The following is a 23325-nucleotide window of genomic DNA, read 5'->3' as shown; positions in this document are numbered from 1 at the left end:
CGAAAGCAATATGATTCAACTAAAATTTATAGAGGTTATTGTTTTCTATGAGATACCACAAGTTTTTGTAGCGACAGATATTTTTGGCGCAAATTATTTGTGCCTATTATATCCGTATGATGATGAAACGTGTTATAAATATCTCGCTGTAAGGATTAGTGAAAAACGTTTGAACTTATTTAAAGGTCAGAAAATAGATTTATTGTCTATATATAAAAAACCAGAAGATAATAGTTATCTTGATGTAATTGTAAGAGGTGCAAATGATATATTAGCCATACCCCTTGAATCTATTAAGGTACAGCCTTTTATGCTACCAGATGAAGGCTTTTTCTGTAATTATGAAGCAATTGATAATGAAGAATTAATTTCAGGTTCATTACAAAATGGTAAAATAATGTCTTGTATAGCATTTAGTGACATTGATAATTCTCATAGCATTGATATTAATGTATTAACAAATGCTTTAGACAGATACCAAGCTATGATACGTAACTGTCACATTAAAAGCTTTGGTAAACAACATGCCTCTGAAGCAAATATGAGAGCTTGTGCATTAAAGGCCGCATCTTTTGATGTACACTTTATTCTAAATGAAACATTTGATATGTTTGGTGAAGCATCAAGGATATCATCTACTTTACAGAAAATTGATGAAATATTTACAATAGACTCTGTAGATGGATTGAAAGAAAAAATTGAAGATTTACAGGGACATACATTAAGCAGTATGCGCTCTTTTTTGCAAGTCTTAGAAACTAATAAATTGTCTTTTAAACATAAATGGGTTACATCAACATTAGAAAAAAGTATCTCTGGTTCTACTATATCATTAAATGCAATTTCAAGAGTATATGATTATTTAAATGCACACATAGAATTAGAGGAAGTCATAACCGAATTTGTTGGTTATTTTGCTTCTGGTACAGTTCTATGTAATGGGAAATGGACTTTTATTTACGATAAAAAGAAAATAACAGGTACAACAGCTGAGGCTAATATCCTTAATGGAGTTACATTAGGGGAATTACATCAATATAAAATAAAATGTATTGAATATCAGAATGCAAATAATATATCTACAAAGCCAAAAACAACATATAAGCTTATAGAATGTACAAAAATATAAAAACAAAGGGGAAGATGGCACTTTGCCATCCCTCTCTTGCTCTTCTACCTCTTTATAAAGATCCTCAAGATCATCCTATAATTTAAGCTTTTGATAATTAGCGACTTTCTTTTGCTTCTTTTCTTTGGTCGCCTGCTCGTTCAAAGAAAAAGAAAAGAAGCCACGCATTTTTTAAGGTTGCGTGGCTCATTGTGTTAGGGATTTTCGGTTGTTTCAATTATCCGCTCTTCGGGGTGGGTATCGAAAGCCCAATTGATTTGTTCATCGGGCAGTGTGCTGTGTATTCCTCTGCCCATCACCATTCCACAATCTTCAAGGATTTTCCGCTCGGCTTCCTCTCGGTCTGTGGCTACAACCTCAAACACACCTTCAAAAACGTATTGGGTGCGTACTCTGTAAACTTTCCTTTCCATATTTTCAAAACTCAGCGATTAGTAATCTGTGTTCCATTGGTTCACCATTCGATAGCCAACGGTGGGTTAGCCAAAAATGATGTGCGCCGTAACCATAGACAAAAAACTTGTCAAGTTCCGTTTCTTGGGAGATTTGAAGGAGTGCGGTCTGCAACTCCTCCTTGTTCTCGGCTATGCTTATGGCATTGATAACTCTCACGATGATGTTGGGTATTTCATCTGCCCACGAGTTGTTGAGAGCTTTGCTCGAAAAATTATGAATAATGCCTTCTACTTGTACTTTCATATTGTTGTCGTTTATAGGTTGATGTTTTTATTTACTCTCTGCAAATAAGGGTGCAGTCCTCTACCTCGGTGGGTAGTCCAAAGGCTGGAACGTGGGTAAAATAAGGTTGCATATTCCCCTCTATGTCTGTGTGGGGCGATATAACCTCCGCTTTGGTGTCCTTACTCCATTGGTCTGCGAGTGCGATTTCTTCGTCTGTCAGTCCTGTACTATCTCCATTGATAAGGTAGCCTAAACTCCACGTTGGAATTTTCTCTATTGTCTTGTATGTCGCCATAATCGTTGTTATTATAGGATTGTTATGCGGTTGCTCTCTGTGCTATCATTCTCATATTCTTCTGCATCAAGGCGAGTATCTGCTCGTGGTACTCGGTGTTCTTGTTGCACACTCCACGACTTTGTACCACTTTCATCGTTTCCAATGATACCTCGATGGTTTCGATGCGCTCTCCGTCCTTTGTGGCAGAGAAGATAAGCGACTGCGGTTTGCTGTAATAGCGTGCGTCATATACGCAATGGTGCATTGCCGTGCCTTCCTCCAAATGCTCCTGCACACTCTCCAAAACGTGGATACGGATAATGCCGTCAGTAAACTCTATGCCAAAGAATTTTGCTTTGAGTTGCTTGTACTCTTGTTCGGCTTCTATTGCTTCCTTACGCTTCTTGATAATGTTCTCACGCTCTTTCATCGCTCTGCTCTTGGCTTGGTAATGGTCGTGCGCTGCTCTTAGGTCGGTGGGGCAAACATACTTGGCATTGTGAATATCCTTGCCTAATTGATTGAGCATATCCACCATATCACACCATAGACTTCCGTCCTCTATATGGTAGCCGTTTCGCAAACAGATGCGGATAGATGCCCAATAGCTATCAATGCTTCTTCGACCATTGTGCATGAAGAATTTGAGTAGCGGGATTTGCCCCGACTTCAACAAGGTTTCCACACGGCTATCGGAAAGCAGTGCCGGTATAAGTTCAGTAGGCACTATATTGTGGAAGTTTCCCTCAAAACCATTTCTGCGGAGTGTGTCCGTAACCTTGAACTTGGGATATATCGGTGAGTACGATATATAGCGGTAGGCTTCGTTGTCGTTGCGTACTGCCATTGGCGAACAGAAAGAAAAGGTGTCAATGTATCTGCCTAATGTTCGTTGAACAGCAATAATCGTTTTTCTTCCTTGTGCGTTCCACCAATACTGACCGATTTCAAAGGTATATGAAGATGCCTTGCAACCTTTCTCCATTTCCACAGAAAGGAGGAACATTCTTAGTATTTGGTATTCTCCGTAAGTGGTAAGTATCGTGAAATATTGCTTTTGTCTTATCTTGCGTTGAAAGGTTTCCTTGACCTGCAACCTTGCCCCGCAATGGGGGCAGGTGCAAGTGTCCGTAGGCTTTTCTATTGTCCAACTATGCCCACAATCCATACACGTTGTGCGACCTTTGGGCAGTCGGTAGGCGAAATGGTCTATACATTCACGGAATGCCCATTTGCTCTGTGTCTTGGTTATCGGGCGAAGGTGCTTACTCTCGGCAAGGACTGCCTTCTCATATTTGTTTCTTGGTTTCATAGGCTTAAAAATCAAATAGTGACGGTTGTGTTTGGGGTGCTGCGCTTTCGGTTTTCTTCACTCGTGCGTTACGGCTCTGTATCTTGGCAAGTTCCTCACGTTGGTACTGCTTGATGGCTTCTTGCCTTGCTTCGGCTTTCTCCTCCTCTGTGAGTTCCACAATATGATTTACTGCCACTCTGCAAGTGATTTCCTTTCCTACTTCAATTTCATCCTCGTCATAGTAGTGTACCGCCATTGAGTAGATTTCATCGTCCTCAAAGCCATTGCAGCCATTCGCCTGCACTTGGTTCAAGATGTAGGTTACACACTCCTCGATGCTCTTGTTAGGCTTCATCAAGTTGGGTGCAAACAAAGGGTCTGTCGCTGCACGCTGATTGAGATACTCGGCTATTGCTCTCGTAAAATGTTCTGTTCCTTTCATAGTCGTTTAATGTTTGGGGATTTCTACTATTTGATTGACACTACCATACAAATAGGCTCTTAGGCTGGTGCGGTCGGGTGCGTAATACTCTGCCCAATGTCCGTATTGATTGACCAAATACTTCTTCAATACGTCCATAAAGTCAAACCGATAACCCATAAGGGGTACGGCTGTACGGAAGTAGGTGTTTGTGTTCACCGCTTCGGCAAGCCAATTCTTTTCCTCACGGCTCATTCGCTCACCACGATTGAGTTTCACACGGAGAAGATACACCTTGCTATTACAAAGGCTCTCCAACGGTTCAACTTCCCACTGCACAAACTTAGTTGCCAACACTTGCTCACTTTCATCAACCACCGAACTTATGCGGTAATGAGAGGAGGAGCTATATCCTTTTTTCTTCATCGAAGATGTGATATTTACTTTCTGCTGTTCCATAATGACATTTTTTTTATGCGTCCAAAGATCGGAGTATGCTGATTCCTTTTTGTAGCAAGAACAAGGTAGGGGGCGCAGCCGGCACAAGGTTTTGCAGGAAAATACTACCCGGAATGAAATGTAGGTGTGGAGATTTTCCGTACAAACCAAAGGCACAGACCTTGTGCAAGCCGTAGCCCCTTACTACCTTTGCGAATAAAAAGAAATCAGCACCGACTTATGGCACATCAAAGTGGAATAGATGGACTTAAGAAGCGAAAGTGCAACGCCGGTATGGAAAATGAAAAAGGTGGCTACCTCAACCGAGATAACCACCCATAAAGAAGAATGAATCGAAGAATATCTTTCCTTGTGCGCTCAGAGCACACAGAGCAGGATTGCCACGATGACGGCAAGCCAGAACAGCCAACGCAGGATTGTAAAGGTTACTTGCAGAATAACTTTAACAATGAAGCGTAGTATCAGGAAACCGAGAATAATCGAAACGGCGGTTACGACTTGCGGCGTAACTATCTTCGAGATAAGGTAAACTGCACCGATAACGATGGAAAGCAGAACGGCGAGTTCGATGAAGCGTGTCCAACCGAAGCGGCGGACTTGCTTGGGAGAAGTCGGCGGCTGCCTGTTCCTCTCGGTTTTATACGATGCGTCTGCCTTGATGAAGGCGGGCTGATGAATATCTTGATTCATGATGATTGTTTTCATAATCGGGGCTTTTAATAGTTCAAGAGCGATAACAAGATGCTCTAACGACCCAAAGACAAGTGTTTGGAAAACTCTTGACGTGTGGAGTGGAGCGTTTATCTTGGCTCTTGACACTACAAAAGCCCCCGATGGTGAAGTATCAAGCCATGTTCTCACCGCCTATCGTTGGCAGACCATTGACCTTAATGAGCAGCACGATTGTACCAGTCAGCTCGGTGTACAGTTTGTCGTATTCTGTACCTGCCGCAAAGTCGTCCGTGAGTTCGTACTTGGCAAATACCGCTTGAATTGCCTTGTTGTTCAGCAAAATTAGTGCTAACCTTTCGGGAAGCGGACTTGGCAGTTCCTTCTCAAACTCCTGCTCCAGTACGGAAACAAGGGTATCATACTTTGAGAAGTGTAGGTCGTGGTACAGCACCTCGCTTGCCATCGTCTCTGCTTCGGGATGTGAGAAACCTTGCGCCACGGCATCGCAGTAAGCCGTCAATGCCTCGTCTGCGCGAGCGGTTATAAACGCATTGTCATTCTCTCTCTCAGGGAAATGCTCTCCGAGATACGCTTCCAACTTCAGATGGAAGTAGGAAAGTTCTTTCTTTGTCGTTGTCATAAATTCAAAATATTAGGGTTATATACATTATTTTTTGGAAATGCCTAATGCCGTATTGAAAGTACCCAACTTGTCAGCCAGCTCATCCATATCGTGTTCTATCTTCTTATTGGTAATACGGGCATAGATTTGCGTTGTCTTGATGTTGGTGTGTCCTAACATCTTACTTACGGATTCGATGGGAACTCCCTTGGATAGGGACATCGTGGCAAATGTGTGCCGGGCGAGGTGGAATGTCAGGTTCTTCTTGATACCGCAAATATCGGCAATTTCTTTCAGATAACTGTTCAGTTTTTGATTCGTCAGCATGGGGAAAAGTTTGCCGTCACGATAGGTCTTGCCACTATATTTTGCAATGATGCTCTTGGGTATATCGAGTAAAAGAACGTTGGTCTCCACGCTCGTCTTCTGCCGCTTGGTCATTATCCACTGCTTGCCGTTGAGCGTGACGATGTTTTCCGGAGCGAGGTTGTACACGTCTATGTACGCAAGTCCCGTAAAGCACGAGAACACGAACACGTCCCTTACAAGTTCCAAACGACCGATGCCGAAATCTTTGTTGGCAATTTTAAGGATTTCCTCGTCTGTGAGGAATCCACGATTGACCGGTTCCATGTGAAAACGGATGTTGAGGAACGGATCATGGTGCAGGACACCAAGTTTCCTGCCCAGAATGGTAATCGTCTTGAAGGTTTTCATCATCCTCGTAGCGGTGTTGGGATTCTGCCCGACAACCGTTCGGAGATAAATGTCGAAGTCGTGTATCACGATATAGCCGAGTTCGGACAGGCGGATGTCAGACCGACCGTATTTATCACGAAGGAAATTTGAGAAGTGTTTCTTGCAGACGTTGTATTTCTGTAAGGTTGCAGCTTCGACCGACACGCCTACCTGCCGTGCAACGTCACTGTTGTGCTTGTTGAAGAGGCTCATTAGGGTGTCCACATCCTCCTTCTTACCAAGATACTCCGACTTGATACGCTCCAAGGACACCTCGTCCGTCATCTCGACTTTCTTGAAGATGGTCTGGAGTCCGCTCTGAATGTTGTCAAGTTCGAGGTTGGTGGAAAGTGCTTCAGTTGTCCTTCCCTTCAACCGTTCCTTCTCCCTGTCCCATTGGGACTGTTGGACAGCAATGCCCGTCGAGCCGATGGAAAGGCGTTCGTTGTTGAGATAGATTCTCAGCATGACGGGGGTCTTACCCTCCTTGTTCACATAATTGCTTCTGAGATAGAAGACTGCTCTGAAAATAGCTTTCATACATTTTACTGCTTTTAGTTGTAACCTGAACAGAAGTCTTGTCCTAACACCCGCCATCTGTAGCCGTGGCTTGTCGGACACATTGTTGCCCGAAGTAGTGTATGGTAACAAAAACACCTCTGTAATCACGCTGCAAAGTTCAACATATTTGTTTGAATAGCAATAATTTACGCATACTCCTTATGTACTCTGTATGTACTCTTGGCTACATTTTTATTTTGCCTTGAAAATGTGTAGCCTGATTGTAGCCTTTTTAGAGCATTTTGGGAGTTTCTGCCCCCTCCGTGCATACTCTGAAAATTAGGATGGGTATAAAAGAAAAGTATCATAACTACTTGTAGCTATGATACTTACGTTTTTCTTAGGTTTCTCTCTGATATTCATTTCAGAGTACCTAAAGCGGAGAGAGAGGCTTGTGAACCTTCGGATATTGTAATCTGTAAAATGGAGAAAACGGCATGAAGACAAACAACAATCCAAAAATAAGAACAAACACTTCCAATCAGCGTAGTTATTTTGATTGGGGCAGCAAAATGCAAGTCATTCGCAAAGGAAACGGAGAGATAGCCATGACAGAGAGTGAACTTGTGAAGTTCTTCGGGGTAACATGGAGGAAACTCAACCACAGGTTGCAAACGATAATAAAATCCTCCAACCTGCATCCTGAAGAAAGGAGTACAGTTGAGAGGGTAACAGTCAGAGATAAGGAGTTGGCAGGTTATGCATCGCTTTATCCACTCCCAATCATTATTGCCCTGTCTTTCCAATTGGATAGCACAGGAGCCCACTTCTTCAGAAAGTATATCATCAATGAACTACAGCGACCGACAACAACTTTAACACCGGTATTTCTTTTTGGAGATACACAGCATTAAATTATCTATATCTTTTTTCTTTCACCGATATTATCCTACTACATAACTACAAATAGGGTAAAACGGTGAAAGAGAAGATGTTGTGGGACCGTTATTATGTTGCGAATTATCTTACTACCAATCTACTACTAACTATGGTAAAATAGGACTGATTGTTCATTTTGGAAATATTTCAAAGACTTCTTTGCTGGTTAGCTAGATAAAATACCCACTATTGAGTATTTTGTGTATCTTTCTTTTTATGTAACTTTGGTGAAAAATTATAACCTATAAACATTTAACACATAAGGACATGAAAAAAATTTTATTATTACTATCTGTTATTGCTTTCTTCTCTTGCAGTAATGAGGAAATCTACAATGAAAAAGAGAATGTGAGTCAAAAATTGTCCGAAGAAAATTTCAATGTCACACAAAGTGATATTGAGAAGGTTGTCGTTGATTATTTTTATTCGACACGGACAAGGGCAAAAGGAATTTCTTGCGAAATTGCAGAAATTGACACTATTAGTAACGATGCTAACAGTGCAACCAGAGCAACAATTGACAGCCCACATAACTTGTTGTACATTGTGAGAATGTCAGACGGATCAACCGTGGTAGTAGGTGGCGACAAAAGAGCAGAGCCTGTTTATGCACATTTTGACAATCTCAATTTGAAAATAAATGAAAAGGGAGAATTTGTAGGTGATAGTATCCCTGAAATTATTGGTAATCTAATGGAAAATTATATAGTTGATGTAAAAAATAAAACAACAAATAATAACCAAGTAAACAGCTATTACAGTAATAGGCAACAATTAAATACCCGAGCTGGAGATTCCAATGACGAAGTTCTCCCTAAATTAGCCTATAGATTTACAGATGCATATAAATACAACGAGAACCACAAGAACTACAATACTTTTTCTTCACAAGATATAAGACCTTGGACTATTCATGCTCTTTGTATTGCAATACCTGATGGAAAAGAAATTAGAAGTTTTGACAAATACCAACTAAAGGCTTCATGGAAACGAGCAAAGAAATTAGATGTTACGCAATTAAAAGGAGATATGTATACAGATTTCGTTGAGATGTCTAATAGAATTCCACAATTTAAATTAATGCCGAACTCTGAAATATCAGGACTTATGGCTTTTGAAGCTGTAAAGAATTTCTTTTCGGGTGCAGATGGAATTCCAAGTTTGTCTTATGATACAGACTGGTTTAATATGCTTAATAACTTAAGATTGGAAACAGGCATTTCATATATATATGGGTATCGTGATAGAAAACATCCTACCTTTTTTAGGCACACTTCTTACTATAATTTTAGTTTCTTTTTAGCTGACGGATACAAAAAAATCAATGGAGATTATTATATCCATGTAGTAGGTCCCATTGGTAATTATGGAATTGTATCTGGTTATGTATTGGATTTTAACAGGAAAAATGCAGGTCGCTTCCAAGATACACATTGGACAGAATGGTATGGAGCCCCATATAAGACAAGAACTCTTAATATTCACACGACTAAATATTTACCGCAATGATGATAAAAAGGATTCTGCTATTCATAGCCGTTATTATAATGGTTTCCTGCTCTGACGAAGATAGGAATAGAATTCCAAATATTACCCCAAGTAAGATAGAACTATCCACTGCACATCCAGAAGGCTTTTTCCAGTTTATGGAAGGTGATTATGCGATGTATGAGTTTAGGATTGATTATGGGAAGAATGACACTGAAGTATCAAAAAGAATAACCAAAGAGATTTTATCAAAGGAACAGACTGTCGTAGAACTTTCTGATGGGAATAAAGCCACAATTTATTGTAAAAATGGCATACTCCAGAAAATAGAATTTGACTTTATGACAATAAGCAAGGTACAGACAGGAAAATATAAAGTCCAATTGAACAAAAATAGCATCCAGCAAGTACCTGTAGCAATTTCCTTTGGATTTAGTGTTCCTGATGGAATATCCACTATTGGAATAACTTTTAAATAGCAAAAGATATGAAAAAAATATTTTTATTTTTATCCTTAGCACTTCTTGTTTCATGCAATCAAGAAGAGCTTCCTCAAAAACAGACAACTCCGATTGTTAAAGAAAATAGTTTTAAGGTCGGGAAAAGTGATATAGAAAAAGTAGTTAATGGCTATTTACAAGCGGGTAACACAAGATCTACAAATAATGCTTGTATGATTGTTGGTATTGACTCTATTAATGCGCAAGATAATACGACAAGAGGAATACAGAAAGAGAGTAATCCACAGAACTTATTGTATTTTGTCAAAATCTCAGACGGCTCTACTATCGTTATTGCAGGTGACAAGAGAGCCGAACCTATTTATGCGCATTTTAATAACATCGAGTTAAAGTTTCTTCATGGAAAGTTGATAGAGCAAGAAAAATTACCAGAATCTTTTCTTTTTATGCTTGGGACGGCAGCTACATCAGTTTACAACCGAATGACTCCGGATGCGCCCATAAATTCTCATTGGGACCAGCCTGAAACAAGAAGCTCAAAAAGATATGAGGAATCCGTGCCCCAAAAATGTAATGTAAGGTGGGGACAGGGTAATCCTTTCAATTTACAGTCACCTTCATCAAATGGGAAATATGCTTCTAATGGACGAGCTGCTGCGGGCTGTGTACCTATTGCAGTTGTCCAAGCACTGACAGTGCTAAAGAATGATTTTGGTGTATTCAAAGGGTATGGATTAAAGACTTCTTGGAGCAAACTGAAGACAAAGGAGTATGGTTATTACTTTACTTCTCAAAGTGAAAAAGACGACATTTCAAATATTATAAAAAGAATAGCAGAAAATATTGGTACATCATACGATAAGGATGGCTCTGCGGGGACTGACACTAAAAAAGCTATGAAATTCTTAGGCGATTATTTAGGTGGAATGTTCAGCTATGATACTGATTGGAATAATATTAGTAACAATATGAAAAATAATTCCTATGGTCTTTCGTTCTTATCGGGCAAAAAGCGCAGTAATGGCTGGTTATGGAAAAAACTGGGAATTGATATGCCAAGTTCTGGACATTGCATGCTTTTGGATGGGTACAAAATAATGAATGGGCAGACCCTATACTATATAAATTTTGGCTGGAACGGATCTGCAAATGGCTATTATCTATATGATGATAAGACATGGAAAGAAGATTCTCCCAGGCAATATGACCTTATGATGAAAGTTTATAATTTCCATATAGATACGGATTATGATGATTTTTAAGTTGTAAAAATATTTATACTGTATTATCGAAAGATTAAGACATATAGTTTCTTATGTTACGACAAATATAGCTTCTTTGATAGATGAGGAAGGATATATCAAGATAAAAATCACCTCATAAATAGTTACAGGTAGTAATGCTAAATCTAACAGAGCCGTATCAAACTTTATAAAAAATATGATACGGCTCTGTTCCCATATTTTGGAGTACTCTCATTTAAGATTAGAGGATTATCCTTTTAAAAGTGGAGTTTTGGCATATATTTATATTATATAGTCATCGTGATATTCCATATAGTTATTTCCTTAATAATATTTTCTCCAAATCCGAAGACTTATAGAGTATCTTCCCAGCAAACTGCGTATAGGGGATAATCTTCCTGTCCCGATAGTCCTGCAAGGTGCGAGGGCTGATGTACAGCCGCTCACACACCTCCTTGCCTGTGAGGAAGTGTTCACCGCCAAACAAGGGTTTGTGTGTCTGTGCTACTTCCTTTATTCGTTTGTTCACACTTCTTATGGCGGACAGCACCACCTGCATCTCGTCCGCATCCATGTTCAAATCTCTTACTGATTCCATTGTCCTCTTATTTTATTTGTTGTTCTTTGATTTCTCCGATTTTGTCTGCAACAACCGCTCCACGTCCTCACGCCTGTAATAGCACTTGTGCCCGATTTGTGTAAACGGTAGCACGCCCGTATCACGGTAGTGCTGCAAGGTGCGCTTGCTGATGTTGAGTAGCTGACATACATCCCCATTGTGCAGCCAATCGGTGTGCTGACTCTGTTCTCCGAAAGCTTTGTGGCAGGTCTGAGCAAGATTGAGTATCTCATCCCTCAGTCTTGCCCAATTTGAATCCGTAATGATAAAATATCCCATAGTTTTATTATTGTTTTGTTTGTATTTCTGTCTTGTTGGTTTAATAAAACCTTTGTCCGTTTTGCGTTTCACCGCATATTTCTGCCTGCAAAAGTAGAGAGTGTTTGCCATACTTCAAAGCACGAGGGAACAGCAGGGAAATAGAGGGAAAAACATGGAAATGGCAAAAGGATTGTCGCTCTCTTTCTTTGTCTCTTTACTCCATTTTATCATATCCTTTTAGCCAACGCAATACGATGCGTATTGTAGCAAATTACCACCTGCCTTTCTTGCATTCTTTACACACTTGTCCTCTTGTTTGGGGCTTAAATCCATACTTTCCAACAGTTTCTTGTCAAAAATCCGTGAGAAATTCATTGCCAATTTGCGCAACATTATGCAAGCACTCTCCGAATGCTTGGAACTTTCCAGTTCTCTTCATAACTTCACTCTCGGAAACCAAACCAAGCATATAATGAAACGAAACGCAGATAAAGGCAATTCAGTGGACGAAAATAATACGCCCAAGCAAAGGAAGACTTCCTCCAAAAATGGTGAGATAGAAACTTATCTCTCCTCTTATTATGAGTTCAGATACAACACGGTGTTGGGGCGAACCGAATACCGAAGCAAGGAAGATGCTCACTTCTCAAAAGTGGGTCGCTATGAAATCAATACACTCCGCAGGGAACTTGACAACGATGTGGGGATTATCACATCTTCCGACAACCTCTATTCCATTATAGAGAGCAGTTTCTCTCCACGTGTCAATCCCATACAGGAATATTTCAATGGATTGCCCTTGGTGGATATTGGTAATAGCAGAGGTAATTATAGTGGCAATAGCGATAGTTGTATTCATGGCAGTAGTGGTAATGGTAATAATGAACACAATAACCATTGTGATACTTCTTCCTTTTCACTGAAAGTCATTCCCGAACTGGCAAGTTGCGTAGTTGTGCGCAACTCTGACAAGTGGCTGCCATACCTTACCAAATGGCTCGTGGCAGTGGTCGCCAACGCCATGGACGACCGTGAATGCCGTAACCATACCTGTCTTGTACTGACAGGCGAGCAGGGCAAGTTCAAGACAACTTTCCTTGACTTGCTCTGCCCACCTGCCCTGCATGGTTACAGCTACACGGGAAAGATATATCCGCAAGAGAAGGACACGCTTACTTATATAGGGCAAAACCTCATCGTAAACATTGACGACCAGCTCAAAGCCCTCAACAAGCGTGATGAGAACGAACTGAAAAACCTCATCACCTGTCCGATGGTCAAGTACCGTATGCCTTACGACAAGTATGTGGAGGAACACCCACACTTGGCGAGTTTCGTTGCATCGGTAAATGGTAACGATTTCCTTACCGACCCCACAGGCAGTAGGCGGTTTCTGCCCTTTGAAGTATTGTCTATTGACATAGAACGAGCAAAGGCAATCTCAATGGATAGTGTCTATACCGAAGCAAAAGCCCTGTTAAAATCTGGTTTCCGCTATTGGTTTGACGATAATGAGATAGTAGAGCTTTACAAAGAGAGTGAGGATTTCCAAGTGCAGACCGCAGAAATGGAACTACTGCTACGCTGCTTTGAGAAGCCAACGGAGGATGAAAACTATTCGTTAATGACCACTACGGAGATACTCACTTATTTGGGAATTTATACTCACCAGCCACTTGTTGCCAAGCGTATGGGTGAAGCCTTGAAGAAAGCAGGATACATAAAGGTGAGCAAACGAAGAAACGGTAGTAGCCCCATCTATGTCTATAAGATTAGGAAAATCTTGCCCTGCCCGCTCCTTCAAACTTGTAGTAGCCAAATGTAGTAGAATGTGTAGTATTGTCTTATACTACAAAGTAACACTGATTATCAATCACTTATCACAAAATAGTATGTAGTAAGAAGAAAGATGAAAAAGTTTGGAGGGGAAAAAGTTAGGAAAAGGGAAATTCATTCAAATGTAATCAAATATAATTCAGACAATCGATTATAACTCAATCACTTAAATTATTCAAGCAATGAAAGAAGAAGATTTATCACTCATCAAGCGATACTCCATCGTAGAGTATCTTGAAAGGAAAGGTATCAAACCCTTGCGCAGAACACCTTCCTATGCGCTGTACCGCTCACCACTCAGAGAGGAAACGCATCCGAGTTTTAAGGTGGACACACAGAAGAACCTCTGGATAGACTATGCCGAAGGTAGGGGCGGAAGTATCATTGACCTCTGTATGCGCTTGGAAGGCTGCACGCTATCGGAAGCCATTTGCCGTTTGGGACAAAACGCTACCGATAATATAACATATAGTTCTCACAAAGACTTCTCACAAAACAATCTCCAACCAACGATGGCTGCAAACGAGACAAGGAAGCTGATAAGTATATCAGACACCCTACTGCCACATTTGCAGGAGTATCTTACAAAGGTACGCTGCATTGATTTGGAAAAGGCAAAGCCTTTCCTCAAATGTATCAGCTATGAGGTAAGGGGCAGGCGCTATCAATCCATCGGCTTTGCCAATCAATCAGGAGGGCATGAACTTCGGGACAATGGCACGTTCAAGGGTACGATAGCACCGAAGGACATTACTCTCATATTCACAGACAAGCAAACAGAATACGCAACAGACAAGACACAGTCCGTATGCATATTTGAGGGCTTTATGGATTTTCTCTCCTTTCTTTCAATGAAAGATGAAATAACGAGTGTCTGTCTTGTGCTAAACTCGGTAAGCAATGTGGCAAGGGCTATTCGATATCTGAGTGACCACAACCTAACGCATATCCGTACCTTCCTTGACAATGACGATGCAGGGCGGAGAACCGTGCAAGAATTTGTAAAGGTAGGTTTCAAGGTGGAGGATATGTCCGTACATTACAAAGGCTTCAAAGACCTCAACGAGTTTCATGTTTACCGTGTCCGTGAGCGACAGAAGCATAAAGGGCAGATACAGATACGGATGTCGGTTACAGAACAAAATCAAAACATGAAATCAAAACAAGTCAAACATAAAATGAGATAAAAACATGGAAAAGCAAAAAGTCAGTAACGAGGGAATGAAGAATACAATCCATTCCGACAAGCAGTATTTTGGACTAAATCAGATAGAAAATTCGTCTGAACATATCATTGCCGAACTTCGGGCAAGGAAAGCAAGACTTATTCAAGAGCCTAACGAACAGGACACAGAGAACACTACGCACTCTGAACCTGCACAGCATACAGAGAATGCAACTGTTCAAAGGCGCATCAGTGCCAAAATGAGAAAGGAAACGCTCGAATCCTACAAGCAGGCCTACCTTGTTCCAACAAAACTAAGCAACCGAAAAGCGGTCTATCTGAGCCGAGAAACGCAGGAGCGTGCCGACTTCATCGTGCGCAGATTGGGCGACAGGGGCAGCAACCTTTCAAGTTTCGTGGAGAACATCGTGCGCATTCATTTGGAGGAGTATGGTGAGGACATAGAGAAGTGGAGAAAGCTGTGAGGCACAGGAAAAGGGGGCGAGGACTTTTGGGAAAAGAGGCTATTATTCCACTCAAAACCCTCAACCCTTTTTTAGAGAACATAACAACAGACATTTGTCAAACATACTGAATGATGGGAACACCACGAACGCAGTTAAACACAGAATGCACGGCATTCACTTTTCGGCAGCAAAACGCCTTGTGCGTAAACGTTTCGTTAGCTGATATTGCAAGACGTCAGTTTGTACCCACAAACTGCTCTTGCTCCCCTCGTCTATCTATCGGGGAGATAAGACCGTAATCACTCCGTTCTCATCGGTCAGTATTCAGGAATTAAGCAACAACAAATCATCTATAATGATAAACTTTCAAAGAAACTTATATGAGCAGATACAAGGGAAAAGCTGCCCGATGGCAGCAACAGGATAAGGAAGAACAGAAGATGAACAAGACAGAGTTCATCAAAGTAAGATGTACCTTAGAGGAAAAACAGCGTATCAAGTCAAGGGCGGAAAGCACGGGACGGAAATTCTCCGATTATTGTCGGGAAATACTCCTTAACGGAGAAGTAACAGCCGTTCCCAAGATGACAGACAATGAGAGGGAAGCCATTGCCATTCTCCAACATACAGGAAGGTACTATGGGCAGATTTCCAATCTCATCAAGCTCAAGGACGAGGATTGGCTACTAATCACCAAGAACCTTTCGCTATGTGCCAAAGAGGCATTTAAGCGGTTTTACGACCCGCATTTTCGGGTAGATGATGAAATATATAAGGTCTTAAATCTAACAAGAAATGATAGGTAAATGCAAGGCGATAGCGCACGGAAGCACAGCTTTGGACTATATTTTCAGGGAAGGCAAACTCGGTAGTCGGCTTGCATTCCACAATCTTTGCAGCAGAGATCCAAAGACTATCTATGAGGAAATGAAAGTGGTCAGTAACTACAACAGCCGTTGCAGGAACAAGTTTCTCCGTATCGAAATTGGCATCGCACCGCAGGACGAGAAAAAGCTGTCTGTGTCCGAATATATGTGGATAGCACATTTGTTTGCCAAACGAATAGGACTTGACAACCACCAATGGGTAGCAGTAACGCACAAGGACACCGACAACAGACACATTCACATCATCGCCAACCGCATCAGTCTGTATGGAGAAGTCTTTGATACCACCTTTGTGAGCAATAGGGCTGCAAGGGTGGCGGAGGAAATAAGCAGAGAGAAAGGCTTGACCATCGCAAAGGAGATTAAGGCGGAAAGGAAATACCAAAAGGCAAAAGTCAGCCAGACGAGAGAGCAAGCAAAGAAAGTGGTGCAACAAATCTGTTATTCCATGCTTGACAAGTACAGAGATACAGGCATCACAGGGCATTCCATGTTCCTTTATGAATTGAACAAAAACGGCATTACCATAGAGCGTATGAAGAATAAGCAGGGCAAGGTATATGGCTTGAAGTTCTCCTTCAATGGACAAAGCTTCAAAGCTTCCGAAATCGGCAGGGAGTTCGGCTACCATTCCTTGCAGAAGAACTTTGAAACAACTAACAAGGAAGAATCAAGGAAACCACATCTAACAGTACAAGAGCCTACAGAAAAGAAAGAACAATCTGATACAGGCTACCAACTTGTACCTCCAAGCCGCTCCTCTATCTCACGAGACAATGATACCTCACAAGTGCAGAATCCCATTGGTGCAGTGGCAGACACCATCGTTAGCGCAGCCGATGAAGCGGTGGAAGGGTTAGGCGATTTAATTACACCAAGTACACAAGGCAATGACTTAACCGAAGCTGCATGGCAGCGCAAACTCAGATACCAAGCTAACAGAAAGAAGAAACGTGGAAGGGGAATATAAACATAGCATACAAAAAGTGCATAATAAAGAATATCTCATCAAAAACGCTTGCTATTCGGTAACAAAGTATTATCTTTGCAAACAGAATAACAAGCGTTCTTTGTTAGGCAGAAAACAGCGAAGCCAGGTAGCTCGCTCGTTTCTAAATCGTTACCAGTTTAGTCTTATCAACAAGGTAACTTATTTATTTTCAATCAGTTGTAGTTTAAGAATTATCTTGCATCGCAAAAGGTTATGAATTGAGAAGCAAAAGCTCATTATTTGTATTGCTGTTATAAAAATATTTTACATACTATATAAAAGGACGAGTAATTCTCAACTCTCAATTCGTATGGTGCTAGCCTTTTGTTCTTATGTCGCTTATCGAATAGAGCGTTTCTTAGTCGTCTTAAAATAATTGTTCCCCCACCTTTTTCCTACTATCCTATATAATGTGATACACATGGTGTTCATATAGCTTCGTTATTCTAATCTATTTTTCTAGTTATATATTATTTTCTTAGTATCTTTGTGGCAAAAAATAGAAGCTATGTTATTAAACTTAGGACTTATCCTTATAGGAATAGTTTTAGTATTATGGGGAGCTGATAGGCTTACCGATGGAGCTGTGGCAGTGGCACAAAAGTTGAAAGTATCTCAGCTAGTAATAGGTTTGACCATAGTGGCAATGGGTACTAGTATGCCAGAATTTAGTGTTAGTATGGTATCAGCCTTAAAGGGTACTTCTGATCTTGCTGTGGGCAATGTTGTTGGTTCTAATATCTTTAACACCTTACTTATAGTGGGTGTTGCCGCCTTAGTTAGTCCTATTGTTATTACAAAAACCACTGTTCGGAAAGATATACCTTTTGCTTTGGTTGCTTCTGTTGTATTGATGATGCTCTGTTATGATGGCAAGATAGAGCGCATTGATGCGGGCATTATGTTTGCTATGTTCTTTATCTTTATGGCTATGACCTTGCAAAGTGCTAAGATTGAGAAGAATGTAGCACAAGTCGATACACAAGCAATAATTTCTGAAACAGTATCCGAGAAGAAAGCTATGGCAGGATGGCTAGCTATTACTTGGATAGTAGTAGGGTTATCTTCTCTTATCTTTGGTAGCAATATTTTTGTAGAAGGTGCTACGAAGGTTGCATCATCGCTAGGAGTATCCGATGCTATTATTGGTCTTACCATAGTAGCTGGTGGCACCTCTCTTCCTGAACTTGCCACAAGTGTAGTTTCTGCCCGTAAGGGTGATAGCGGTATTGCCATAGGCAATGTGATAGGTTCTAATATTTTCAATATTCTTGCTACTCTTGGTATAGCAGGTATTATTCATCCTATGGTGTTGGAAGGTATTACTATGTTCGATTTTTCTGCTATGGTTACAGCTATGATACTTGTATGGTTCTTCTCTTTTACTAAATACACCATTGAACGTTGGGAAGGCTTTGTTTTAACTCTTGTTTATGTAGGGTATATGGTGAAACTATTGATGAATATTTAACACAAAGAGAGCAGTGCAAACCAATTGCCCTGCTCTCTTTGTATATAGGCTAAAAGAATTGGCAATGAGATGATATTCTCATAAAACCTAAATTCTTATTACTTGTTTTACCCCTTTTACAGTGCTTATCTTCTTCACTAAAAGGTTAAGTCGCGAGTTATCATCTATCATAACTACAAGGTTTCCTGAGAAAAGACCGTCGTGCGAATCGATGTTGATAGAGCGCATCGTAATCTTCTCGTCCTTTGATACAATATTCATAATGTTGCTCACAATACCAATATCATCATTGCCAATAACGCGGAGCGTAATGGCGTATTGCGATGACCCCTTTCCGCTCCAGCGAGCTTTAACAATGCGATAACCAAAACGAGACCGCAAATCGGGTGCATTAGGGCAGTCCACACGGTGGATCTTGATACCACCGCTTACAGTAACAAAGCCAAAGACAGCATCACCATATATAGGATGACAGCATTTAGCTAAGGAAAAGTCGATACCTTTTAGGTTTTGATCAATTACCAAAACATCATCGTTTGTTTTAAGAATCTCCTCCGTATTGTCTTCAAACTCGTAGTTTTCTGCACTTTCAGCCTCCTTGGGAGGATTTAAGTTGTGAACACGATTATATACCTTTTGGTATTCTTCTATGACATAGTTAGGCTCAAGTTTTTCATCGGCAATTTGCTTGTAGAATTCTGAAACCTCTTTAAATCCCAGCTTTTTAAGCAACTGCATCATAGTAGACTCTTCTACATCAATCTTTTTATTCTTAAATCTTCTTTCTAGCAACTCCTTTGCTAGCAGTCCTTCTTTTGCTTGTGTTTCCTTGAGTGCTAAGCGGATTTTAGCTTTAGCCCTAGACGATCGAACCACAGAAAGCCATTCTTGACGCGGCTTCTGATTGGTACCAGTAAGAATCTCTACCGCATCACCACTATGAAGCTCGGTGCGGAAAGATACATTTTTGCCATTAATCTTACCTCCCACACATTGGTTTCCGATGCGGGAATGAATATGATAAGCAAAGTCGAGCACTGTAGCTCCTTTGGGAAATTTCAGTAGATCGCCTTTGGGAGTAAATACGTAGATCTCATTTTCATATAAGTCAGACTTAAACTGATCCATTACCTCTAGGTTATCGCCTGCTTCAAGAGCAGCACGAATAGAGGCCAACCAATCGTCTAAACCACCTTCAGCTTTTACCCCTTTATAACGCCAGTGAGCAGCCAAACCATGTTCGGCAATCTCGTCCATACGTTCGGTACGTATCTGTACCTCCACCCACTTAGCTTCTGGTCCTAGTACTGTGATATGCAAACTCTCATAACCATTTGATTTTGGCACAGAAAGCCAATCTCTCAATCGCTTAGGATTGGGTTGGTACATATCCGTAACGATAGAATACGCTTGCCAACATTGCATCTTTTCCCTTTCTAATGGGGCATCAAGAATAATCCGAATAGCAAAGAGATCATAAATACCTTCAAACTTACACTTTTGCTTCTTCATCTTTTGCCAGATGGAGTGTATCGACTTTGTACGTCCTTTGATATGGAAGCGTAGTCCAGCATTTTGCAAAGTCGTTTGCACTGGGTCAATAAAGCTTTTGATATATGCGTCTCGCGCTTGTTTCGTCGCATTTAGCTTCTCTTTTATATGATAGTAAGCATCATGTTCAAGATATTTCAGTGAAAGGTCTTCAAGTTCACGTTTTAGTTGATACAGTCCTAGCTTATGTGCTAAAGGAGCATACAAATAGCTAGCCTCTTCAGCCACTTTTCGCTGCGCCTCTAAGTTTTTTGTATCTCTAATTTGGCGCATTAAGTTTACCCTATCGGCAATCATTATCAAAATAACGCGCATATCTTCTGCAAACGAGAGCAAGAGATTACGGAAATTCTCACTTTCGATAATAGGATTCTTGGTATATAAGCGCTGAATTTTATTTAAACCATGGATGATTTTTGCAACTCCTTCACCATATTGCTTTTGTATATCTTCAAGTAGTGCAAAACCGTCTTGTACACTGTTATATAAGAGAATGGCTAGCAGGGAGTCGCTCTTTAGTCCAATGTCTCTTGTCGCTATAAGTGCAGTTTGCAAAGCACACAAAATAGGGTTAAGGTTAAAGATATTGCGTTTAACCTCATTGTTATATATGGAATTGTCTATATGTTCCTGAAGTTTTATCATTTCCTTTTCAGGAAAATCCTCTCCAAGAATGATACGCAAATCCTTTAGTGTTGCAGCAGCCTTTAGCTTTTCTTCTTCTGTAAATGTAAATTTATCCCCCATAATGTCTAGCATATAATCGTTTTCGCAAAGATACAAAATACTTATCTTTTCTGCCTTTATTTATACAAGCTTTAGTATCTAAATAATAAAACAAGGTAAATAAGAGTATATAAACTAGATAAACAAAAAAGATATATAAAAAATTTTGGAGTAATGATATAAATATTATAACTTTGCATCATTAAAAACATTTAATACTGTTTCTGTTATTGAGAAACAAACTCACGCTTTAAATGTATTTCCTATACATAGTTTATTTATGCTAAGCAAAGAAGAATTATCGGACAAAGATGTCCAAGAATTGCAGGGTATTGCACAAGAGAATGGTGTGTCATTCGGTAAAAACGCTGATAAAGAAACACTTATATATGCTATATTAGATAAGGTAGCAGAAGAAATAGGCAATGCTCATCCCTTAGAAGCAAAACGAAGACGAACTCGAATATCTCGTAAAGAAACCGATCATGTTTATACTGTTAAAGGCAAATCTGGCGAGAACTTCGATACAATGAAAAATAGTGCTACCTCACAGGTCAAACCTGAAGAAGATGTTGTAGTACCTACTTCAGAAGAACCTATATCTCCTGAGCAAATCCTTGCGTCTATTCCAAAGCATAGAGGACGTAAGTCGAAAGCAGAACTTGAGGCTATTGCTCGTGCAGAGGCAGCATTAAAGGAAACAAATGTTGCTCCTATAGAAGAACCTACAGAAAAGAAGCCACAGCCACAAACTACAGCATCTATGGTTACCGATTTGCAAGAAGTAGTACAAACCTTGCAACGTAATGAAACGTTTAAAGAAGAAACAACTTCCAATAATGGCGAATGGTCGGATGAAGAGACGAACTTGCTTGCAAAACTGCAAGAAAAAGTACAAGCTCATAATAATATGAATCAAGAGTTGAGCCCAGAGTTGCCTTTTAATGAGGGAGTATGGGAAGGCGATCCTAATGATGGCACTGACTTTATCACAGTTGTGGATATTCCTATCGAAGATCAAGGTGCTGTTCCTAGTTATGATATGTTCGATCAGCCAACGGCACCTCTTGCTTCAAGAAATGAGCCACTAGCGGTAGCGCATTCTGTTACTACTAGCATACCTAAATATGAGTTTAATGACATTGTTAAGGCAAATGGTGTGTTGGAAGTTCTTTCAGATGGTTATGGCTTTCTTCGTTCTAGTGATTACAACTACCTTTCATCTCCTGATGATGTATATATATCTGTTAACCAAGTTAAACAATATGGTTTGAAGACGGGTGATGTGGTAGAATGTCGTGTTCGTCCTCCACATGATGGTGAGAAGTATTTTCCACTTACAAGCATAGATAAGATCAATGGTCGTCAGCCATCAGAAGTACGCGATCGTATTCCTTTCGAGCATCTTACACCACTCTTCCCTGAAGAAAAGTTTAATTTGAATGGAAAGCCAAATGTTATGAATATGTCAACACGTATTGTCGACTTATTCTCACCAATTGGTAAGGGACAGCGTGCGCTGATCGTTGCACAGCCTAAGACGGGTAAGACCATTCTTATGAAAGATATTGCTAATGCTATTGCAGCAAATCATCCAGAAGCTTATCTTATGATGTTGCTAATTGATGAGCGTCCAGAGGAAGTTACCGATATGGCTCGCACAGTGAATGCAGAAGTAATAGCTTCTACCTTTGACGAACCAGCCGAACGTCATGTAAAGATTGCGGGATTGGTGCTAGAGAAAGCAAAGCGTATGGTAGAATGTGGTCATGATGTGGTTATCTTCCTTGACTCTATCACTCGTCTTGCACGTGCGTATAACACAGTTGCCCCAGCATCTGGTAAGGTGCTTACTGGTGGTGTTGATGCAAATGCACTTCAGAAGCCAAAGCGTTTCTTCGGTGCAGCCCGTAATATTGAAGGTGGTGGATCATTAACCATTATTGCTACCGCTTTGATTGATACAGGTTCAAAGATGGATGAGGTAATCTTTGAAGAGTTTAAGGGTACAGGTAATATGGAACTTCAGCTTGATCGTAACCTTTCTAATAAGCGTATCTTCCCAGCTGTTAATCTTGTGGCTTCAAGTACTCGTCGCGATGACTTGCTACAAGACAAAACAACACTCGATCGTATGTGGATCCTTCGTAAAAATATTGCCGATATGACAGCACTTGAGGCTATGAACTCGCTTCACGATCTTATGCGCCGCACTAAGGACAATGAAGAATTCCTTTTATCAATGAATGGATAAAGCTATACCGATTTTATTAGCTTTTTATCATATAAACAATGCCAACAAGAAATCAAATCTTGTTGGCATTATTTTTTTTAAACGAGCTATAGCACCATCACTATTAGCATACTAAACTCTTTTTGCTCATATCTCAATATGTATCCTTGCTTATACTAGCAAAAATGGTAG

General features: G+C 40.4%; 24 protein-coding genes. 12 read left to right on the top strand and 12 right to left on the bottom strand.

The features are described 5' to 3' along the window. The first annotated feature begins 10 nt into the window (after window positions 1-10). A complete protein-coding gene (locus tag PREBIDRAFT_RS08095; protein WP_004338366.1) occupies window positions 11-1129 on the top strand; it encodes a DUF6575 domain-containing protein in 1119 nt (372 codons plus the stop codon). A gap of 194 nt (window positions 1130-1323) precedes the next feature. Here the strand turns inward: PREBIDRAFT_RS08095 and PREBIDRAFT_RS08090 are convergent, their stop codons facing one another. From PREBIDRAFT_RS08090 to PREBIDRAFT_RS08050, 9 genes are all read right to left on the bottom strand, one after another. Beyond that, complete coding sequence (locus PREBIDRAFT_RS08090; protein ID WP_004338368.1) at window positions 1324-1542, bottom strand: hypothetical protein; 219 nt, start codon at window positions 1540-1542, stop codon at window positions 1324-1326. 4 nt (window positions 1543-1546) lie between these two features. Further along, the gene (locus PREBIDRAFT_RS08085) at window positions 1547-1828 is read right to left on the bottom strand and encodes a hypothetical protein (RefSeq protein ID WP_004338369.1); all 282 of its coding nucleotides are present in this window, start codon (window positions 1826-1828) and stop codon (window positions 1547-1549) included. A gap of 31 nt (window positions 1829-1859) precedes the next feature. Further along, the gene (locus tag PREBIDRAFT_RS08080; protein ID WP_004338370.1) at window positions 1860-2105 is read right to left on the bottom strand and encodes a DUF6926 domain-containing protein; all 246 of its coding nucleotides are present in this window, start codon (window positions 2103-2105) and stop codon (window positions 1860-1862) included. Between the two features lie 22 nt (window positions 2106-2127). Next, complete coding sequence (locus tag PREBIDRAFT_RS08075; protein WP_004338371.1) at window positions 2128-3399, bottom strand: PcfJ domain-containing protein; 1272 nt, start codon at window positions 3397-3399, stop codon at window positions 2128-2130. A gap of 4 nt (window positions 3400-3403) precedes the next feature. Beyond that, window positions 3404-3823: a PcfK-like family protein gene (locus PREBIDRAFT_RS08070; protein ID WP_004338372.1), complete on the bottom strand. Its 420-nt coding sequence runs from the start codon at window positions 3821-3823 to the stop codon at window positions 3404-3406. A gap of 6 nt (window positions 3824-3829) precedes the next feature. Continuing rightward, complete coding sequence (locus PREBIDRAFT_RS08065; RefSeq protein ID WP_004338373.1) at window positions 3830-4261, bottom strand: hypothetical protein; 432 nt, start codon at window positions 4259-4261, stop codon at window positions 3830-3832. A gap of 357 nt (window positions 4262-4618) precedes the next feature. Continuing rightward, window positions 4619-4966 (bottom strand): hypothetical protein, encoded by a 348-nt coding sequence (locus PREBIDRAFT_RS08060; RefSeq protein ID WP_004339665.1) that lies wholly within the window; start codon window positions 4964-4966, stop codon window positions 4619-4621. Window positions 4967-5105: 139 nt separating this feature from the next. Further along, window positions 5106-5573, bottom strand: a complete 468-nt coding sequence (locus tag PREBIDRAFT_RS08055) for a DUF1896 domain-containing protein (RefSeq protein WP_004338375.1) — start codon at window positions 5571-5573, stop codon at window positions 5106-5108. Window positions 5574-5600: 27 nt separating this feature from the next. Further along, a complete protein-coding gene (locus tag PREBIDRAFT_RS08050) occupies window positions 5601-6833 on the bottom strand; it encodes a site-specific integrase (RefSeq protein WP_004339662.1) in 1233 nt (410 codons plus the stop codon). A gap of 458 nt (window positions 6834-7291) precedes the next feature. Here PREBIDRAFT_RS08050 and PREBIDRAFT_RS08045 point away from each other — a divergent pair, with 458 nt between their 5' ends. The 4 genes from PREBIDRAFT_RS08045 (at window position 7292) to PREBIDRAFT_RS08030 (ending at window position 10944) form a co-directional block, all read left to right on the top strand. Further along, entirely contained in the window at window positions 7292-7708 is a 417-nt protein-coding gene (locus tag PREBIDRAFT_RS08045; protein ID WP_004335668.1) for a hypothetical protein, read from the top strand. Window positions 7709-8000: 292 nt separating this feature from the next. Further along, window positions 8001-9242, top strand: coding sequence for a hypothetical protein (locus PREBIDRAFT_RS08040; RefSeq protein WP_004335666.1), 1242 nt, complete (start codon window positions 8001-8003; stop codon window positions 9240-9242). Continuing rightward, window positions 9239-9700, top strand: coding sequence for a hypothetical protein (locus PREBIDRAFT_RS08035; RefSeq protein ID WP_004339658.1), 462 nt, complete (start codon window positions 9239-9241; stop codon window positions 9698-9700). Before PREBIDRAFT_RS08040 ends, PREBIDRAFT_RS08035 begins: the two co-directional genes overlap by 4 nt. 8 nt (window positions 9701-9708) lie before the next feature. Then, on the top strand, window positions 9709-10944 hold the full coding sequence (locus PREBIDRAFT_RS08030; RefSeq protein WP_004335662.1) for a C10 family peptidase: 1236 nt from the start codon (window positions 9709-9711) through the stop codon (window positions 10942-10944). A 298-nt stretch (window positions 10945-11242) separates the two neighbouring features. Here PREBIDRAFT_RS08030 and PREBIDRAFT_RS08025 read toward each other — a convergent pair whose 3' ends face one another. Both PREBIDRAFT_RS08025 and PREBIDRAFT_RS08020 read right to left on the bottom strand, forming a co-directional pair. Beyond that, a complete protein-coding gene (locus PREBIDRAFT_RS08025; RefSeq protein WP_004339656.1) occupies window positions 11243-11524 on the bottom strand; it encodes a helix-turn-helix domain-containing protein in 282 nt (93 codons plus the stop codon). A gap of 12 nt (window positions 11525-11536) precedes the next feature. Beyond that, a complete protein-coding gene (locus tag PREBIDRAFT_RS08020) occupies window positions 11537-11824 on the bottom strand; it encodes a helix-turn-helix domain-containing protein (RefSeq protein WP_004335658.1) in 288 nt (95 codons plus the stop codon). 376 nt (window positions 11825-12200) lie between these two features. On the opposite strand from PREBIDRAFT_RS08020, the gene PREBIDRAFT_RS08015 reads away from it, so the two are divergent. The 6 genes from PREBIDRAFT_RS08015 to PREBIDRAFT_RS07990 all read left to right on the top strand — a co-directional run bounded on the left by PREBIDRAFT_RS08015 (window position 12201) and on the right by PREBIDRAFT_RS07990 (window position 18623). Beyond that, window positions 12201-13631 (top strand): virulence-associated E family protein, encoded by a 1431-nt coding sequence (locus tag PREBIDRAFT_RS08015; protein ID WP_036875542.1) that lies wholly within the window; start codon window positions 12201-12203, stop codon window positions 13629-13631. Between the two features lie 193 nt (window positions 13632-13824). After that, the gene (locus PREBIDRAFT_RS08010; protein WP_004335654.1) at window positions 13825-14829 is read left to right on the top strand and encodes a toprim domain-containing protein; all 1005 of its coding nucleotides are present in this window, start codon (window positions 13825-13827) and stop codon (window positions 14827-14829) included. A 4-nt stretch (window positions 14830-14833) separates the two neighbouring features. Continuing rightward, window positions 14834-15292 (top strand): DUF3408 domain-containing protein, encoded by a 459-nt coding sequence (locus tag PREBIDRAFT_RS08005; RefSeq protein WP_004335652.1) that lies wholly within the window; start codon window positions 14834-14836, stop codon window positions 15290-15292. Window positions 15293-15654: 362 nt separating this feature from the next. Continuing rightward, window positions 15655-16080 (top strand): plasmid mobilization protein, encoded by a 426-nt coding sequence (locus PREBIDRAFT_RS08000; protein ID WP_004339651.1) that lies wholly within the window; start codon window positions 15655-15657, stop codon window positions 16078-16080. Then, on the top strand, window positions 16070-17131 hold the full coding sequence (locus PREBIDRAFT_RS07995) for a relaxase/mobilization nuclease domain-containing protein (protein ID WP_004335649.1): 1062 nt from the start codon (window positions 16070-16072) through the stop codon (window positions 17129-17131). Before PREBIDRAFT_RS08000 ends, PREBIDRAFT_RS07995 begins: the two co-directional genes overlap by 11 nt. Window positions 17132-17660: 529 nt before the next feature. After that, window positions 17661-18623: a calcium/sodium antiporter gene (locus PREBIDRAFT_RS07990; RefSeq protein WP_004339647.1), complete on the top strand. Its 963-nt coding sequence runs from the start codon at window positions 17661-17663 to the stop codon at window positions 18621-18623. A gap of 87 nt (window positions 18624-18710) precedes the next feature. On the opposite strand, the gene PREBIDRAFT_RS07985 is transcribed toward PREBIDRAFT_RS07990, so the two are convergent. After that, a complete protein-coding gene (locus tag PREBIDRAFT_RS07985) occupies window positions 18711-20921 on the bottom strand; it encodes a RelA/SpoT family protein (protein WP_036875664.1) in 2211 nt (736 codons plus the stop codon). Window positions 20922-21180: 259 nt separating this feature from the next. Between PREBIDRAFT_RS07985 and rho the strand changes: the two genes are divergently transcribed. Then, a complete protein-coding gene (gene rho, locus PREBIDRAFT_RS07980) occupies window positions 21181-23154 on the top strand; it encodes a transcription termination factor Rho (RefSeq protein ID WP_004335640.1) in 1974 nt (657 codons plus the stop codon). The last annotated feature ends 171 nt before the right edge of the window (window positions 23155-23325 follow it).

It is taken from the genome of Prevotella bivia DSM 20514, assembly GCF_000262545.1.
GTDB lineage: Bacteria > Bacteroidota > Bacteroidia > Bacteroidales > Bacteroidaceae > Prevotella > Prevotella bivia.
Note: the sequence above shows the minus strand (reverse complement) of the source record. Positions and strands in the feature narration are given on the sequence as shown.